Source organism: Scytonema sp. PRP1 (genome assembly GCF_036697665.2).
In the GTDB taxonomy this organism is placed as follows: Bacteria; Cyanobacteriota; Cyanobacteriia; order Cyanobacteriales; family Nostocaceae; genus Kalymmatonema; species Kalymmatonema gypsitolerans.
Map to the genome: position 1 here is coordinate 10,612 of NZ_JBAHYJ020000126.1, position 16,486 is coordinate 27,097.

10 protein-coding genes are annotated in these 16,486 nt (G+C 45.5%); 5 read left to right on the forward strand and 5 right to left on the reverse strand.

Features of this window, described 5'->3' with window-relative positions; genetic code table 11:
- Positions 1-94 precede the first annotated feature (94 nt).
- Positions 95-6,475, reverse strand: a complete 6,381-nt coding sequence (locus tag V5G28_RS33540; RefSeq protein ID WP_332987411.1) for an SDR family NAD(P)-dependent oxidoreductase — start codon at positions 6,473-6,475, stop codon at positions 95-97.
- A gap of 805 nt (positions 6,476-7,280) precedes the next feature.
- Between V5G28_RS33540 and V5G28_RS33545 the strand changes: the two genes are divergently transcribed.
- From V5G28_RS33545 to V5G28_RS33555, 3 genes are all read left to right on the forward strand, one after another.
- Positions 7,281-7,688 (forward strand): hypothetical protein, encoded by a 408-nt coding sequence (locus V5G28_RS33545; protein ID WP_332987412.1) that lies wholly within the window; start codon positions 7,281-7,283, stop codon positions 7,686-7,688.
- Entirely contained in the window at positions 7,675-8,370 is a 696-nt protein-coding gene (locus V5G28_RS33550) for a hypothetical protein (protein ID WP_332987413.1), read from the forward strand. The genes V5G28_RS33545 and V5G28_RS33550 overlap by 14 nt, the downstream gene beginning before the upstream one ends.
- A gap of 279 nt (positions 8,371-8,649) precedes the next feature.
- Positions 8,650-9,687, forward strand: coding sequence for a methyltransferase (locus tag V5G28_RS33555; protein WP_332987414.1), 1,038 nt, complete (start codon positions 8,650-8,652; stop codon positions 9,685-9,687).
- Positions 9,688-10,020: 333 nt separating this feature from the next.
- Here V5G28_RS33555 and V5G28_RS33560 read toward each other — a convergent pair whose 3' ends face one another.
- The gene (locus V5G28_RS33560; RefSeq protein WP_332987415.1) at positions 10,021-11,364 is read right to left on the reverse strand and encodes an adenylate/guanylate cyclase domain-containing protein; all 1,344 of its coding nucleotides are present in this window, start codon (positions 11,362-11,364) and stop codon (positions 10,021-10,023) included.
- Positions 11,361-11,903, reverse strand: a complete 543-nt coding sequence (locus tag V5G28_RS33565) for a carboxymuconolactone decarboxylase family protein (RefSeq protein ID WP_332987416.1) — start codon at positions 11,901-11,903, stop codon at positions 11,361-11,363. The genes V5G28_RS33560 and V5G28_RS33565 overlap by 4 nt, the downstream gene beginning before the upstream one ends.
- A 305-nt stretch (positions 11,904-12,208) precedes the next feature.
- Between V5G28_RS33565 and V5G28_RS33570 the strand changes: the two genes are divergently transcribed.
- Positions 12,209-13,519 carry an aminopeptidase P N-terminal domain-containing protein gene (locus tag V5G28_RS33570; RefSeq protein WP_332987417.1) on the forward strand — a complete coding sequence of 437 codons (1,311 nt, stop codon included), beginning with the start codon at positions 12,209-12,211 and terminating at the stop codon, positions 13,517-13,519.
- A gap of 71 nt (positions 13,520-13,590) precedes the next feature.
- On the opposite strand, the gene V5G28_RS33575 is transcribed toward V5G28_RS33570, so the two are convergent.
- On the reverse strand, positions 13,591-14,184 hold the full coding sequence (locus V5G28_RS33575; RefSeq protein ID WP_332987418.1) for an HPP family protein: 594 nt from the start codon (positions 14,182-14,184) through the stop codon (positions 13,591-13,593).
- Positions 14,185-15,074: 890 nt separating this feature from the next.
- Here V5G28_RS33575 and V5G28_RS33580 point away from each other — a divergent pair.
- Entirely contained in the window at positions 15,075-15,557 is a 483-nt protein-coding gene (locus tag V5G28_RS33580; RefSeq protein ID WP_332987419.1) for a hypothetical protein, read from the forward strand.
- A gap of 101 nt (positions 15,558-15,658) precedes the next feature.
- Here V5G28_RS33580 and V5G28_RS33585 read toward each other — a convergent pair.
- On the reverse strand, positions 15,659-16,486 hold an 828-nt coding region (locus V5G28_RS33585), incomplete at its 5' end, for a transporter substrate-binding protein (protein WP_332987420.1).

Sequence of the window (16,486 nt, forward strand, 5' to 3'; positions counted from 1 at the left end):
GCTATGCTGAGGGCAGAGGGCAGAAGGGAAGAAAAGTTTTTTCATCCGTTCTGGTGTACGGAAGTACATGATGGCTACTTGATTAGAGGTCATGTCATGAGTTGCCAGGATTGAGCAGTTTAGCGATCGCCTTTGAGAATATAGGCACTTCTCGTTGGTGGCGTTCTGCTGCAGATAGCCCATGTAAGCCTGGAAGATGAGCCAGTGAAACTTCTGGCACAGTTATCTTGAAGTCATCAGCCCAGCGAGCCAATTTACTGCGTAGAATCTGTTCATCTCGTTGACTGGGGTTGGCCAGATCTTCAGCCGTGGGATGCTCCTCTCGATGCTCTAGAATCCGTAACTGGTAACCCTCAAGCCTTTCTATGACCCGCCCATCCTGGTCAACGGCAAAGACACTACTGCGATACTGTCGATCAGAGCGACCCTCAAGGATAGCAACTCCAATACATTTGTTTGAGACATCTCCATTTGGGCGATAGAGTTCGATACTATCGATGCCGATAGGAAGGCTAATGTCTTGTGGAATGACAAGCTGTACAACCTGGAGCAGCGAGTCTCGGAAAAACGGATCTCCAAGTAGTAAAGGTGTTGAAATCCTGTCAGCAAAGCTGTCTTGACCTGTGGACGAGGATGAGCGCATTTCTGTGCTGAAGACACACTGGTTAGCGTTGAGGGTATAAACCTGCTGTAGGCGCTGAAAGCGAGGACCCTGGAATAGCAACCAGCTGTACAAATCTTGCTGGGGCTGAATATCTAACGGGGTCTCTGGGAGTTCGACAGTTGCTCTGGGCACATCGCTATCGATATTTAGGACAAAGGTTGCCGAGAAATGATCTATAGCGAAGCCTGTCTGCTCTGTTCTAATGCCGGCACGCACCCGCTGCTTAGCACCAAAAGACCAGTCTTCAATCACCTCTGCGTGAATTTCGATGTCCACGCCCTTTGTGGGGTCTACCACGATGGGTCGCTCAAGGCGGATATCTTCAATACGCAACGCCTGGAAGTGGGACTGACCTGTGGCGTAAGCAACAACTTGAGCCATAGCCTCCAGACCAAACACGGTTGGAAACAGGTACGACCCTTTATAAACGTGATCCTGAACGTAGAGATCCTGCTCTATGCTAAGGTGAACGCGTGAGACAACTTCCACGCCTGGTTCGACGTAGAGGAGCTGTTCTAAAAACCTTGATGCAGCTGGTAGTGGGGGAAGCGCTGGTAACCATGTATCAACTTTTACCCTTCCCGCAACCGCAACTTGGCGCTCACCAGGGTCGTTCAGCATCAAGTTTAGGAATCGACGCACTCCCTCTTCTTTGGAGATAGAATATAGCCCGAGCTTCACTAGAGCAGGAATACTGCCCATGCGTACCCCCATGCCGACCTCTTCCCACACAGTAAAGGCGATGGAAAGAACTGATGTTTCTGGATGTTCCGCCTCAAAGCGCCGCAAAATGAGATCTAGCGCTTCATTTGAGAAGGCATACCAAGCATTACCTGGCACCCCTATGATGCCGATAAGCGATGCGAAACCCACAAACAGTTTTGGTGGATTGTCTTTCAACGCATTGCAGAGATTGAGAGCGCCAACGAGTTTAGGCGCAACTTCCGCACGCGCTGCCTCAGCAGAGACCTGCTCTACCTTTCTTGGCTTATTTAGTCCAGCCCCGTGAATCACGCCTGTGATCTTGCCCATCTCTTGGCGTATCTGGTGAATGAGAGCTAAAACCGCTTCTGCGTCAGTAACGTCGCACTGATAGTATCGGCAAGTCAGTCCTGCGTTGCTGAAGCTTTCAAGAGTGCTAACAAGCTCGTTGCTGTTGCCTTGCTCACCAGCTCCTTGCTGATAAGGTGAGCTGCCAACTACCGCCATGCGTGCGCCTGTCGCTTGGGCAAAGGCAAGGGCACAAGTAGCAGTGATGCCCTTAGCACCACCAGTAACCAGAATAACATCATCTGATGACCATGAAATCGGTCTTCTTTGGTAACTTTCTGGATGCTGCAGAACTGGTCGGGGAATACGTCGAGTCAGCTCTGAATCATAGCCTGCTGCGACGTAAGTCTCAGGTGTGGACAGTTCATTGCTCACACGTTCTGCTAGTGCAGCAAGATTAACATCACAAGAAAAATCGATCGCCCGGATTTTTAAATCGGGTCGCTCGAAATGGATACTACCTGCAAAGGCTGTTGCACAGCATTGCTCGATATTAGCTATCTGTGGTTGCTTGCCAAAATATCCACCACCAAACTGAATAAAAGCTAACGTCATGGGCTGGCGCGGTTTGCTTGAGACAGGTGTGAGTGCTGCCGCAGTGTGTAGTCGCTTGATGCTCTCTTGTAAGCTAACGTTTGCTGAAATTTGGTCTGTCGGTACTTGGGGCAGAACAGCAATCAAGTGGGAGAAATCGACACTGCTAGTCAGTGGCTGCTCCTGTGCTTCAGCAAAGGGCTTGATTTGAACGCGGGCACCCCGGCTTTGCAGGTCTTGGTGCAGTGCCTCTGCCACGCTTGCCTGCTTTGGAGTGCAGAGAATCAATACGTTTGCAGTTTGCCACTGGTTTTGTTGGCTGGCGGTGGGAGTTGCTTGAGCTTCCTCGGCTACATACTGGACAATAAAGTTACGCGCCCAAGACTTTTCCTCAAGGCTAGTCAAACTTGCGGGTTTACTTGCAGGGATTGCTTTACCGTTGGTGGTATTGGGTGTACTCAACGCTAACTGCTCTGGCTGATTTAGAATGCTTCCTTCTTGAAAAAGCTGCTCTAGAGCGTCTGCAACCTCTGTCAATGTGGCATTGGCAAATTTTGAAGGGTCAAGGCGTCCTGCCACTCCCGCACACTTAGCTGCTTCTGCAACGAACTCCCCTGCTTTAATTGAGTCAAGATTCAAATCGCTAAGCAGACGCAAGTCTAGAGATAGGGTTTCTCGTGGAAAACCAGTACGTTGTTCTAAAAGGGACAGCAGAAGATTGGGTATTGATACTGAAGCCTTGGGTGCTTGACTAGGTACTTGAAGCTCCGGTGCGATTGGGCAAAGCCCACTGCCGAAGGCAATCGCTTCAACGTCTGCTTTCTTATTCGCTATAACTGCGCCAATCACCTGAGCCACTGCTTGTAGTGTGGCATTGGCTAAAGAAGATGGATCGACCTCACCGGCTACACCACATTCTTTTGCAACGGTGGCAACCAGTTCACCAGCTTTAATAGAGTCTAGGTTCAAATCGTCGAGCAGCCGTGCTTGCAACGTGATACTTTCTCGCGGATATCCTGTCCGTTGCACAACCTGATCGATTAAGAGTTCCTCAATCGCCTCAGTCTTGTTGAAGTTCTTGGGAGCTTCAACTGTTGTTTTTGGTTTTGGTTCGTTAGCGATCGCCGCAAAGGGCGCTGGGCTTTGCCCAATCGCAGCAGTCGGTACACGGCTTTCTTGAATTCTTACGCCATTATTGTTGTTTACGGCATAAGTATCAGAAACTGGGAGCAATGGCAGAGTTTGCAAGTCTGCTCGAATCACCTCAGCCAAAAACTTCCCTCTGTGAGTCAGGTAATTGAACAGGGCTTGAGACACAACCTGCGGTGAAACATTGGTCGCGTCACTGCGTTCAATGGGCATTGACTTCACCCAACCTCCAGAGGTCGGTATAAGGGATGGAGTGACAGCCGATACTTTAAATTGTTGCGCACAGGGATTTTCAATGAAAATACGATCCGACGCTGGAACAAACGGGCGGACAAGACGGTTTTCGTAAAGCGCTTCCCATCGGATTTCGCCACCGTGGACAAAAAGACTTGCCAACACAGTATTCAAATCCCGATCCAATCCAGGTTTCGATTCAATCGGAAGACATACAGGACCGCTCGGTTCAGTAATATCTTTCACCAGGTTGGAAAGAACTTTTCCAGGACCTACTTCTATAAGCAAATCACATTCCTGGGCGAGTTTCTTAACTGAAGCGATAAAATTCACTTGCGCAAGAACTTGGTGTGCAAAATGCTCACGTAGTTTGAGTCCGCGCTTGACTTGCTGACCATCCACGCTAGAAAACAGCTGTACGTCTGTTTCCCCAAGTACCTCAGGAACTGGTGCGCAGTTTTTCAGATGCTCAGCTGCTGCTGAAACCAATTGAGAATGAAACGCATTGGAAACTGGAAGCTGATACGTCCGGATTTCATGAGCTGCGGCAAGTTCAATAACTTCCTGAATGCTTGTCCGCTCACCGGATATCACCACCTGCTTCGGACTATTAATATTTGCCACAACTGCATAGCCACTGACTTGCTTCAAGAGTTCAACAGCGGTCTGTTGTGAGCAGGCTAAACTGACCATAGTTCCTGCGTCGTTTGCAGGTGCAGACATGGCTTGTCCTCGAACTGCCGCTAAGCTAAGCAAAGCTTTGTCATCAAAGGCACCCGCTACCCGAAAAGCAGTCAGTTCGCCAAGACTGTGCCCCGCCACGGCAACAGGCTTGATTCCAAGGTTAGCAAGTTTACGGGTCCAAAGGAGGGAGGCAAGGCAAATAGCAGGCTGAGCGACTTCCGTTTGTGCGAGTGTGGCTGACCACTCGTCGACCTTCTTGACATCAAGGATCCGATCCAGTGGACGGAATATGAGTTGACTAACCGCTTGTGCTCCTATCTCATTTAGCCAACAATCTGCTTGCTCCACGAGTTCGCGAGCACACCTATGGCGCTCAACAAGTGTACGCCCCATATTCAACTGTTGGGAGCCTTGACCGGGAAACAGAAAACCAATTCGGTTGCGCGAAACTGCGTTGCTGATCCAGACATTTTTCTCAGGGCTAATTGCCACCTCTGCCTTGGTAGGAGGCATTTCGTCCAGCATCTTTTCAAGTTGCTTGAGAGTGCGAATCAGCTCCTCTGGTCTTTCAGCAATAACAACTGCCCGAACTGGTGATTTCAGATCTAGTTCATGCGCAAGGTGCGCTGCTAGATCGACGAGTTCGCCGACACTGATTCCTTCTGCAATGCTTAGAACAGCCTGAGTGCGTTGACGCAAGGCGGGAATAGACTCTGCACTCAGCACAAACAGTTCTGTATCCTGTTGAGAAACAAGCAAAGCACGCTCTTCAATAGACGTTCCGAGACGAGAAGAGGGACTATCACCAGACTCAAGAGTCACGTGGCAGTTGATGCCGCCAAATCCCATTGCAGAAACACCTGCTCGGAGAGTCTCTGTTTTGCTTCGGACTTCTCCTTGAAGGATTGGGTAAACACAACGAGCGGCAGTCTCAAATACCGTATTAGGTTCCTTACAACCAGCCGTTGGCGGCAAAATTCGCTGATTGACTGCCATCACAGCTTTGATGAACCCTCCTACGCCAGCCGCCGCTTTGGTATGACCAACTATTGATTTGAAGGAGGTGATGCCACAGCTGCGGGTAGTTTCTTCTCGATCAGAACCCATGACCAGCCCAATAGCTTCCAACTCTGTGCGATCGCCTACAGGGGTACCTGTACCATGCCCCTCAATAAAATCAACATCGTTTGGGCTGTAGCCAGCGCGAGTATAGGCACGCAAAAGGGCGATCGCCTGACCTTCCCGTTTGGGTGCTGTAACGCCACCCCTTCCATCAGAGGATATACCCCAACCACGCAGCACTGCATACACATAGTTGCCATCTCGGCGAGCGTCCTCCAAACGCTTTAGGACAACAAAACCACAACCTTCACCTGGAATAAAACCGCTAGCATGACGGTCGTAAACCGTCATGTCCTGACGAGTGATCGCACCCATCTTGGCAAATCCAACGATTTCAAAAGGATCTAGACTGACATCGACACCCCCAGCAAGTGCTAAATCCAGATCGTTATTAGCTAAGGCTGTAGCTGCGGTAGCAACTGCGATCAGTGAAGCAGAACAAGCACCGTCCACTACATATCCGCCGCCGTTAAAGTCAAGAAAATTGCAGATTCTCCCAGCAATCGTGTTAGAAAGGCATCCAGCTAGAGAATCCTCAGTGATCGGTTGGAATGCCGATTTGTAGTACTCCTCGGTAGTCTCTACCAGGTCATTTACCAGTTCTGATGGCAGCCCTCTTGCCTCGGCTGCAGCGCGCATTGCCCGTTGAACAAAGGGCCAGCGTAAACGCATCATGTGCGATCGCATTTGTTCCCCAGTCAACGTGTTGCCAAGCACTACGCCTGAACGTTCGGTAACAACATTTCCACGCGTGTACCCAGCATCCTCCAAAGCCTTGAGTGCGACTTCAAGTGCCAGCCAATGGACAATGTCTGCAGACTCAACGGTTCCTTTTGGAAGGCGCTTACTAACCCAGTCGAACTCAAAACCATCAATGACAGCGGCACGAGTCCCGTAAGTCTTTTCCGGTGCAGTGGGATCTGGATCGTGGTACTCAGAAAGCGGCAGTCGCTGCTCAGGAATCCTGCGAAATTGAACCCGCTTTGCAAGTATATTTTCCCAAAGCTGTGGTAAATGATGCGCGCCGGATACCAGCAACCCATCCCGATGACCGCAATAGCAGGATTAGACATGAGACACTCCAGTGTATTTAATGACACTTTCAATTGAAATTGTTTGAAATTGCTGCTGAAGCAGGTAGTTTTAATGCAGGTAGGTTCAAGCACCTCCACCCTCTTCAGACAATTGGCTAGATGTAAGTCAACCCAAAACAGGTTTCGGATCCCTGTTTTATCCACATATAATCATCAAGTGCCACTAAAATTTATTTTTTTACAGAAAAATTGAGATAGTGGCAATTACGCTTAGGTGCCAAGTGTTAAGTTTTTGTTTTACAACTCTTGGGTGTGGAAATTGATAAAGCCCTTTGAGTTGTACTTATGAAAAATTGCGCTTCTTAATTCTGTGATGTCCGAAAGCTTTTTCCTACAAAATTTTTTGCAAGACAACTGCCTGTTTTTGCGAAAACAGCGGTCCAAATCATCTCATTCAAACTCCTTGACAGCTTTTCTTTGGCAATCACATCAAACGCCAAAAGCATTGGTTTTGCTAACCTCTAGGCATCATTGTTGCACAAGCAAGGTCGCGTACCATAACCTCATCGACAGCCTTGGGGCATTGTCAAATACAGTATTTTGTTAATTTTGGCGTATGAGATGAATGTTGAAAACAACACAGACAATGAAACCGCTTTTTGGTGTTACTTGCATTTGCTATAGACATTTTTTAGTTACTGATGGTATATTAATTTTTGGTTCGGAACCTGTCAAGGGGTAAGAACCTAAAAAAAGATTTTTCAGGGAGCATCATTAATGAAGGTTTCAGAAGTGCGGTTGTGTGTAGGATGCCAACAAAGAAAGAAAAAGTCACTTTCATTTGTGACTTAGAGACAAAAAATGAACTGGAGTACTGGGCGAAAGAAGAAGGACAAACCATTAGTAGCCTTGTGGGACGGATTGTTGGTGAAGCGATCGCGGCAAGACAAGGTAAAAAACCTATCAAAAAAGAAGCCGAACCAGAGCCAGCAAATATTCATGAGTTAGTTCAGCGCAATCTCAACAAGCTGCGACGGCATACAGGCATTAAAAACCTCAAACAAATTGCTAACGCTGAGGTTTTACCGACAAAAGATAATTTCCTTCTGATCATGCAAGCCTTAGCTGTACCTGAAAAACTACAGCAAAAGCTTTGGTTTGCAACATATGGCAACAACTCTAATCATGAGGAAGGCATCGAACATGGAACTACTTAAAGTTCTCAACCAACCTCACTGGAACTATTTCTTTACCCATGAGGGTGTAACAATCAAAGCTCCTAGCAAGCAGGCTGCAACACAGTTAGCTTTGATGTATCGGGAGTGCCTAATTGAGACAGCCCATAGAATCAAAGGCAAGGTAAAAATCGGCTGGCGGCGCTGTAAGTGTCCCATCCAATTTTTTAGCTGGATGGCATTAGAACAACCACCAACAGCATATGAAACGGCAGAAGCGATTCTACGCACAGGTGGGGCAGTATTTTGTTCTCTGCTAGATCTGCCTATGCCGCTACTAAAGCGGATAGTGCAGGTAGGAGAGAGTGAAAGGCCCATCTCGATCGTGAGACGTTCTGACCGCAAACAAATCATTATCAATAAACCGATGGAGATAGCTTTACAAACCGCTGCTATCGAAGCAACCCAACGCATAATGACTCGCTTTTGGCGTCCCAGTGACTTAGAAAAACTGGAAGGTAAATTTCAGGTTGCAAGCCATTTCAAGTGGCGATATCATGCTGGACTTAATCAACGTACTTGGGCCATATTAGAAAGCGAATTTGAAATGTTCGAGGTTAACGGACAGTGGTATTCACAGACTACTTTCCTCATGAACCCTGAGCCTATACCTTTGCCTGAAGATGGCATAATTTCGGTTCTTGACAAGTTAACAGATAACTGACAGGAGATTGCTGTTTTGGCGAGTGATTCTCCAGGTCAATACACGTGGCTACATCGTTAGTACAAAATTGCATAAGTTCGTAACTTTTTTAAACGCACAGAGAAGTCTGAGCCGAGGCTTCCTCGGACCAGACTTCGGTGGAACGCGGTGAAGGGCGCTCTTTGGAGGGGAAAATGTTCACGCATTTGGGAGAGCTTTGCTTTGTTGCCTCGGACATAATTTTTCGCGTTGTACCCTCCAATCCCGTTCGCTTAATTGTCTTAACTAGGAGTAACAACCATGTTCCTGCAAGAAAATACCCAAATCTCACAAGATATGCCGTCGCAGATGGTAATGATTGAATTGGCAACTAGCTACTGGATTTCGCGATCGCTATATGCTGCGGCGAAGCTTGGTATAGCGGATTTGTTGAAAGACGGTCCAAAGAGTTGTGATCATCTGGCTTCTTCAACTGGAACGAATGCAGGATCTCTTTATCGACTCATGCGTGCGCTTGCTAGTGTGGGGATCTTTGCTCTCGACGAACAGGAATGCTTCACCCTAACACCACTAGCCACTTATCTCCAGAGCGATGCTCCTAACTCAATACGTGCCTTTGCGATTAGTTTTGGTGAGGAACATTACCGCGCTTGGGGAGATATTATCCACAGCATACAGACTGGCGATAGCGCTTTCCAGAATTTGTACGGTATGCCAGTCTTCCAGTATTATGCGCAAAACCCGCAAGCAGGAAAGACTTTTGACGAGGCGATGACGAGTGTTTCAGCAACGGACAAAACTGAGATCACTGGGGAATACGATTTTTCATCTATCCGCAAGTTAGTTGATGTTGGTGGTGGACGGGGAAGTTTCATAGCCTCTATTCTTAAGGCAAATCCCACAATCGAAGGCATTCTCTTCGATCAACCGTCCGTAATCGAAGGAGCGAAGAGTGTTCTGGAAGCGGAGGGAGTCTCAAAACGCTGCGAACTCGTTGCCGGAAGCTTCTTTGAGTCTGTACCCAGCGGTGGCGATGCCTACATTCTCAAATACGTCATCCATCTGTTGGATGATGAACGTGCGATCGCTATTCTTAAGAACTGCCACCGCGCTATGGTGGAAAATGGAAAACTTTTGCTAGTCGAGCGGATCATTCCACCTGGCAATGAACCTTTCTGGGGCAAGTTTCTAGACATCCATATGCTAATAGCCATTTCAGGCGGTCGTGAACGTACAAAAATGGAATATGAAGCTCTGTTTGAGGCTTCTGGCTTCAAGCTGTCCAAAATCATTACCACAAAGTCAAACGTAAGCGTGATTGAGGGAATCCGGCTGTAGCCTTTGTTAGGTGTCAAAACAAAGGCAGCCCCAATCGCTCATCCGAAGGCAGAAGGTAAGACAAGAGCGTGGCGGCGGCATACGCCCCTTTCCCTACTTGAGTGAGGAAACTCCTTCAAGCAAGTCAACTCACACAAAGAGGAAGCCCAAAGAGCAATATGAGTGAATCCCCCGCTACACCCGGTACTTCGGGTTAGCGGCGGGAGAAAAGCGACAAGCTGCTGAGAGCAGAATTTTTAAGTACATTGACTCATGGGGAATCTGGGTTAGACACATGATTCAATCACCTGTAAGAGTTTGGAAACGAAGATAACAGCCAATCTGATCAAGGAATTATCTAAAATCCGATGCTTCTTGTGTATTTGCACCTGATTGGATAGCAAAATACAGTTGATTAAATTCTTTATTTGGTAATAGACCTGTTGGATCTAAAGCCAGATTCTCTTTAATACCATCCACAAGATACATATCGATTTTACCCTTATTTTTAGCAGTAATTTTTCCTCGATATTGAACTGCAAAAAAATCTTTAATTAACTCATAAGTTGCTTGGGAAATATTAATGCTTCCAGAAACACCAGACGATTCCATCCCGGAAGCGGTGTTAACAGTGTCACCCCAAACATCGTAAGCAAACTTTTTGTGTCCAATCACACCAGCTATTAATGGTCCTGAATGGATACCAATACGAATGTCCCAGTATGGTTGGTTCAAAACCTGCTTCTCTTTTTTGCGCCATTCCATGAAGGTGCGAATGTTGATAGCAGCGAGTACAGCATCAATGGCATGGGTTTTGTTAGAAGTAGGAATTCCTCCAGCACACATATAACTGTCACCAATTGTTTTCAATTTTTCCAAATTATGTGCTTCTATAAACTGGTCAAAGCAAGAAAAACAGTAATCGAGTTCATCAACTAGTTCTTGTGGGGTCAGCTGTTCTGATAACTTGGTAAAATTCCTGAAGTCTGTAAACAGAACAGAGGCACATTCATAATAAACAGGCTGAACTGTACCACTTTGCTTGAGTTCAGAAGCAATATCTGTTGGTAGTATATTTAAAAGCAATTGGTCAGTCTTGCGTTTTTCTTCTTCTAATTCAAGATACAACCGATTTAACTCTTCAAAACGTTGAGCATTACGAATGGCTGCTGATAATTGCACGGCTAGTAAATAGCCAATCCGTACATCTTCTTGAGTGTAGATGTTTGGTGCTCTTGTGGCAAAGTTGATAGTACCAATTACCTGATGATCGCTTTCTAAAGGAATGATGACCTGCGATTGATACTGGCTAAGAAAACCGCTTGCAGAATTTTCCTGAATGAGTTGAACTTGACCTGTTTTCAGGCTCATACCAACTGCACCCATGTTTGTCAGATCAAAAAAGTCAAATTCGACAGTAGGACCAAACAGCCTCACTACACGCCAAGAATTGTTAGTGTTGCACAGGCAAACACTACAATGCTCGAAGTCTAACAACCATTTTGCTTGTTTGCCCACAACCTGCAAAATCTCATCCAACTTGAGCGAACGATTCATTGCGATCGCAATTTCATTAACAGCAGCAATACGACTGGAAAGCGCTTGCGCCTCAGCAAGCAGGCGACGGGAAAGAAGCAACAGTTGTTGATAGTCCTGTTCGTCCAGCCTACTACCAATAAAGGCAGGGATAAAAGTCATAATGTATCAATTTCGAGTGCGATCGCGTCAGTATACCGATTTATACTCGTAAATAAGTCTGCTGTGGCAACAATCTCAAATATCTCAGAATCGTCCAAACCTAGCTTATACAGATGTTGGTAATCTTGAGTTGTCAGCTGATGGGGTTCGATAGCGGCTTTCAAGCCAAAGCTGATTACTGCTTTTTCACGCTGAGGAAGCGGACAAGCTGCAAAATGTGATACCAAGGTTTTTAAAACTTCCTCACTCATCCCCAAGGATGATAATCCATGCAAGTGGACATTCAATGCATAATCACTGCGATGTGCCTGGGAAATGGCAATTCCCAGCATTTCCTTGAGTGTGCGTGGAACATCTCCTTTTAGAACTGTAGCGCGAAATTTCTTCCAGTTCGCTTCCAGCACATCAGGATTGATTGCCATTGATTTAAATAGATTTGGTACTATACCAAACCCAAGTTCAACCTGGATTTCTTGATATATCGTTTTGACTTTGGTATCCGTCAGCTGATCGTATTCAATTATAGGAAATTTAGCCATTGTCATCTCTAGCCTGACTAGGGAACATGTTTGAGCCGCTCAACTCAAACAAACTTGTACTAATTCGTACAAGCTATATGTTTTTATAGAGAAATAATACTTAGGTAGAGACCCCGTCAGTAGATAGTATAACTTCTTGTCGGATTTGGTTGATCGGTAAAATAACCATAATCATCATTTTTATCTTATCAAAGAAAATCTATCAAAAGTATAGTAATAATGATTTTTGATTTCAAGAAGCGCATATTTTACTCAGAAATCTATACTTTTGAGAGAATAGGTCATAAAAAAACACGCTCTTGATTATGCAGGCAGAATATCGGCAGCGCCGTGAGCAATTGATGTCAAAGATTGGCAATGGTATTGCAATTTTTCGCAGTGCGCCAACAGCGGTGATGCACAACGATGTGGAATACGCTTTTCGCCAAGATAGCGATTTCTACTATTTGACTGGGTTTAACGAAGCGCAAGCAGTAGCAGTTTTAGCACCATCACACCCAGAACATCGGTTTGTGCTGTTTGTACAACCGAAAGATAGGGAACAGGAAGTTTGGAGCGGTTATCGGTGTGGGGTAGAAGCGGCAAAACAAGTGTATGGTGCAGACGAAGCTTACCCGATTACCGAACTTGATGAAAAGTTGCCCCAGTATTTGGAGAAAGCTGATCGCATTTACTATCATCTGGGACGCGATCGCACTTTCAACGACAAAATCCTCAACCTTTGGCAGCGTTTGATGCGGACTTATCCCAAGCGGGGTACAGGACCAATTGCCATTGAAGATACTGGTCCCATTCTTCATAGCATGAGGCTCATTAAAAGTCAATCAGAATTGGAGTTGATGCGCAAAGCTGCTGATATTGCAGTTGAAGCACACAATCACGCAATGGAGTTTACCCAACCCGGACGCTACGAGTACGAAATTCAAGCAGAAATCGAACATATCTTTCGCCTGCGGGGTGCGAATGGACCCGCTTACCCCTCAATCGTGGCTTCTGGAGTGAATGCCTGTGTTCTGCATTACATTGAAAACAATCGGCAGATACAGGACAAAGAGTTGCTGCTGATTGATGCTGGTTGTGCTTATGGTTACTACAACTCTGATATCACGCGTACCTGGCCAGTGGGAGGTAAATTTACGCCAGAACAAAAGACGCTGTACGAGCTTGTTTTGGAAGCACAAAAGCAAGCCATAGCCCAAGTGCAACCAGGCAATCCCTACAAACTCATTCATGATACTGCCGTCCGCGTCCTCACAGAAGGCTTAGTCGAACTTGGCATCCTCAAGGGTGAAATTGACAAGCTGATTGAGGAAGAGAAATACAAGCCATATTATATGCACCGTACTGGTCATTGGCTAGGTTTAGATGTTCATGATGTGGGTGTGTATCAGCACGGTGAAGATAAACCGCAGATTCTGCAACCAGGTCAAGTGCTGACCGTAGAACCGGGACTTTATATTGTGCCAGATACCAAGCTCGCTGAAGACCAGCCACAGACAGACCCGCGTTGGGTTGGTATTGGGATTCGGATTGAGGATGATGTTTTGGTGACAGCTACAGGTCATGAAGTTTTGACTGCTGGTGTGCCGAAAGAAGTCGCCCAAGTGGAAAGATAAATTGTCGGGTGGGTAATGCCCACCCTTTGAAAGTAGTTTCAATCTCTGATAGAGATTCGTTCTGATGAGGGCTACAGCCAGTACTTGGGATAAGTCCTCTCGTGTGCAAGATTATTGAAAACCACAGCGCAAAGTACCAGAATAATAGAACCTTCAAGTGCAGGAGTTAGCAGAAATTGCCAAGATGCTTTCGTCATCATCACAACTAATGCAACTGCTCCCGAAGGGGGATGCAAAGTTCCAGTAAGCTGCATCATCCCAATCGCTGTCGCCACTGCCATTCCCATCGCCCAAGGTTCCGAACCAAAAAGATGTAGAATAGTCAGGCTCACTAAAGCAGCCACGAAATTACCACCAATTACATTACGGGGTTGAGCCAAGGGACTGTCAGGTACACCAAAGATCAATACGCTCGTGGCACCAAAGGGAGCCATCAGCAGAGGAGAATTCATTTTCACCGAGAGGTAAGCCGTTGCTGATATTCCCAGAAAACTACCGAACCAACTCCAAAAGATATGTATATGATGGGGTCTATCTAGAGGAACTGAACGCCTACTCCCGCGTATCTTGAACCAGTAATTCTTGCATTTCAACTGAACGTTCTTGTAATTCAATCTGGATAGATAGGTGTAATTAATTCGCCCTTTGGGTAAATAGCCTTTCATAATTCTCCATAGCAACCATGACAAACAGGCATTAAGTTCGGAAAAATGCCTGCATAATACTGTGTCCTAGCCAACCCTCAAATTTACAAATGAAGAAGGCAAGCAATGACAACTTCAGTGGACAAAGAAATACCTCAAATTTGTAAGCAGGCTGGCTCTACAACGTAGGCTTCTAACCTGCTATTTCATTGGTACATCCAGCCAATAAATCAGCGTTTGTACGAGTACAAAATTCACATACCTTCGTTTGTGCAAATTAAAAAAATTTAGCAGCTTCACAAATGTCATGAATTAATGACATATAGTCTTTAGAATATCCTCTAAAGCTTGTAAATAAAACTTAAAAAATATAGGAATAAGTAATATAAAATATAAGATAAATTTATATAAAAAACACATCAGGCTATAGAGCCGTTGGGAATTACGCCAAATTAGTTAAATAATTCAATTGTTCTGCATTGCTGGCATAGTTGTAGGCGTGATGCAACAAACCACGGATAGTCTATTGTTCAGGCTTGTAAAATCAAAAACAAGATGTATTGAACATCACAGATTGACTTGATTTAGAACTCTGTCTGTAGAGCAGGTCAACTTGTTCCTACGGTACACGTTTCATAAAACAGCATTATTTACACTGTTAGGAATAGGCTGCCCTAATAAATATTTGCAACGGGTAAAGTAGCACGTTGAAATTGAACGTAGTCTTTCTTATTGCCCTCCGCTTGCGATCGCAAGCGGAGGCAAGTTGAGACTTTGACAGATCTGTAAAAGCTAGAACAGCACCACAATTTCTGGTGCATGAATTTTTTCATTTGTAACTGAATAAAGCAGAGATTACTTGAAAACAAAGTCTGCTACTCCCTACCCGACATTTAGTTAGATTTTGAACTATGAAAAAAGCTGTTTTCCTGATACTCCCTATTACCTTAATCCTCTTCTCTAACCAGAGAGTTCAATCTCAACAAGCAGAGTCTTCCTTTGACCGTCCCTACTTAGCGTTAGTTAAAGGAGACACTGCTAACAGTTGTAGCTTTATTTCCGCCGATCTGCTGGAACGGACGGCAGACATTGTTGATGATTTGCTGTTTGTCCGTCCTGGTGATCCGCCAGAGTGGGTGAGGTATAAAATGCGCTTTGTTCCCGATCAGTCTTCCGGTAATGCATTGCAATGGACGGGGCTTGCAGGAGGAAACTATATTAAGGCTGTTGTAAATTTCCGCAACAACAGCGTCCAATCCCGCAGCTTTACAATGGCGATTAATTACAACCAACCAAATCAAAAACTGTGCCAGTGGGAGGTACGAGAAACACAACAGGCAATTAAATTGAATTCTCCAACTTCAAATTCTCCAACTTCAACTGTAGGGCAGTAAGGAGATTACTGCTTAATAGGGATTTGTAAATTTGATAACACGATAAATAAATTGTTATCCGGCACTAATGCATAGCATTTTGGAAGGATGAGAGGAATAATTTACGTCAATTTATACTTACCACCCTTAGAAGGATTCAGCCAATCGCAAGCATAACCTTTGGTTTCAGCTAAAAATTGGTTCCAAGGTATCGGTTGTAGAGCATCCTTGGTTTCATAGACAATTTGGAATAGACCATCGTCTTTGACTTGTCCAATCCGCACGAACTTAGATAAGTGGTGGTTGACGTTTATAGTGACTTTACCTTCAGGTGCATCGAAACTTTGACCGTAAGCCGCAGCTTTCACTTTTTCGAGGTGATCAGCCGTTTTTGCTTTCTCAACCGCTTGCTTCCAGAGATATACCATAATGTAACCGGCTTCCATCGGATCGTTTACCACGCGATCCGAACCATATTTCGCCTTGAACGCTTTCACAAACTTGTCGCTTGCAGGAGTTTTGACGCTTTGAAAATAATTCCAAGCTGCGTAGTGACCGACAAGATAATTAATTCCAATCGCTTTAACTTCTTCTTCTGCAATACTCACAGACATAGAAGGATACTTATCGGGATGTAAACCAGAGGCTTGTAATTCCCTGAAAAAGGCAATGTTAGTATCTCCATTTAAGGTATTATAGATAACACCTCCATTTGGTAAAGCTTGCTTAATTTTAGCGATCGCAGCCATGACATCGTTACTACCTAGAGGAATGTAATCTTCGCCAACGCTTTTACCCCCATTAGCTTTCAGTTGTGCCTTGATGATAGTGTTGGCAGTACGCGGAAAAAGGTAGTCAGAACCAACCAGAAAGAATTCCTTGCCTTTATGCTTCAGCAACCATTTAACCGAAGGTTCAATCTGCTGGTTAGGAGCGGCTCCCATGTAGAA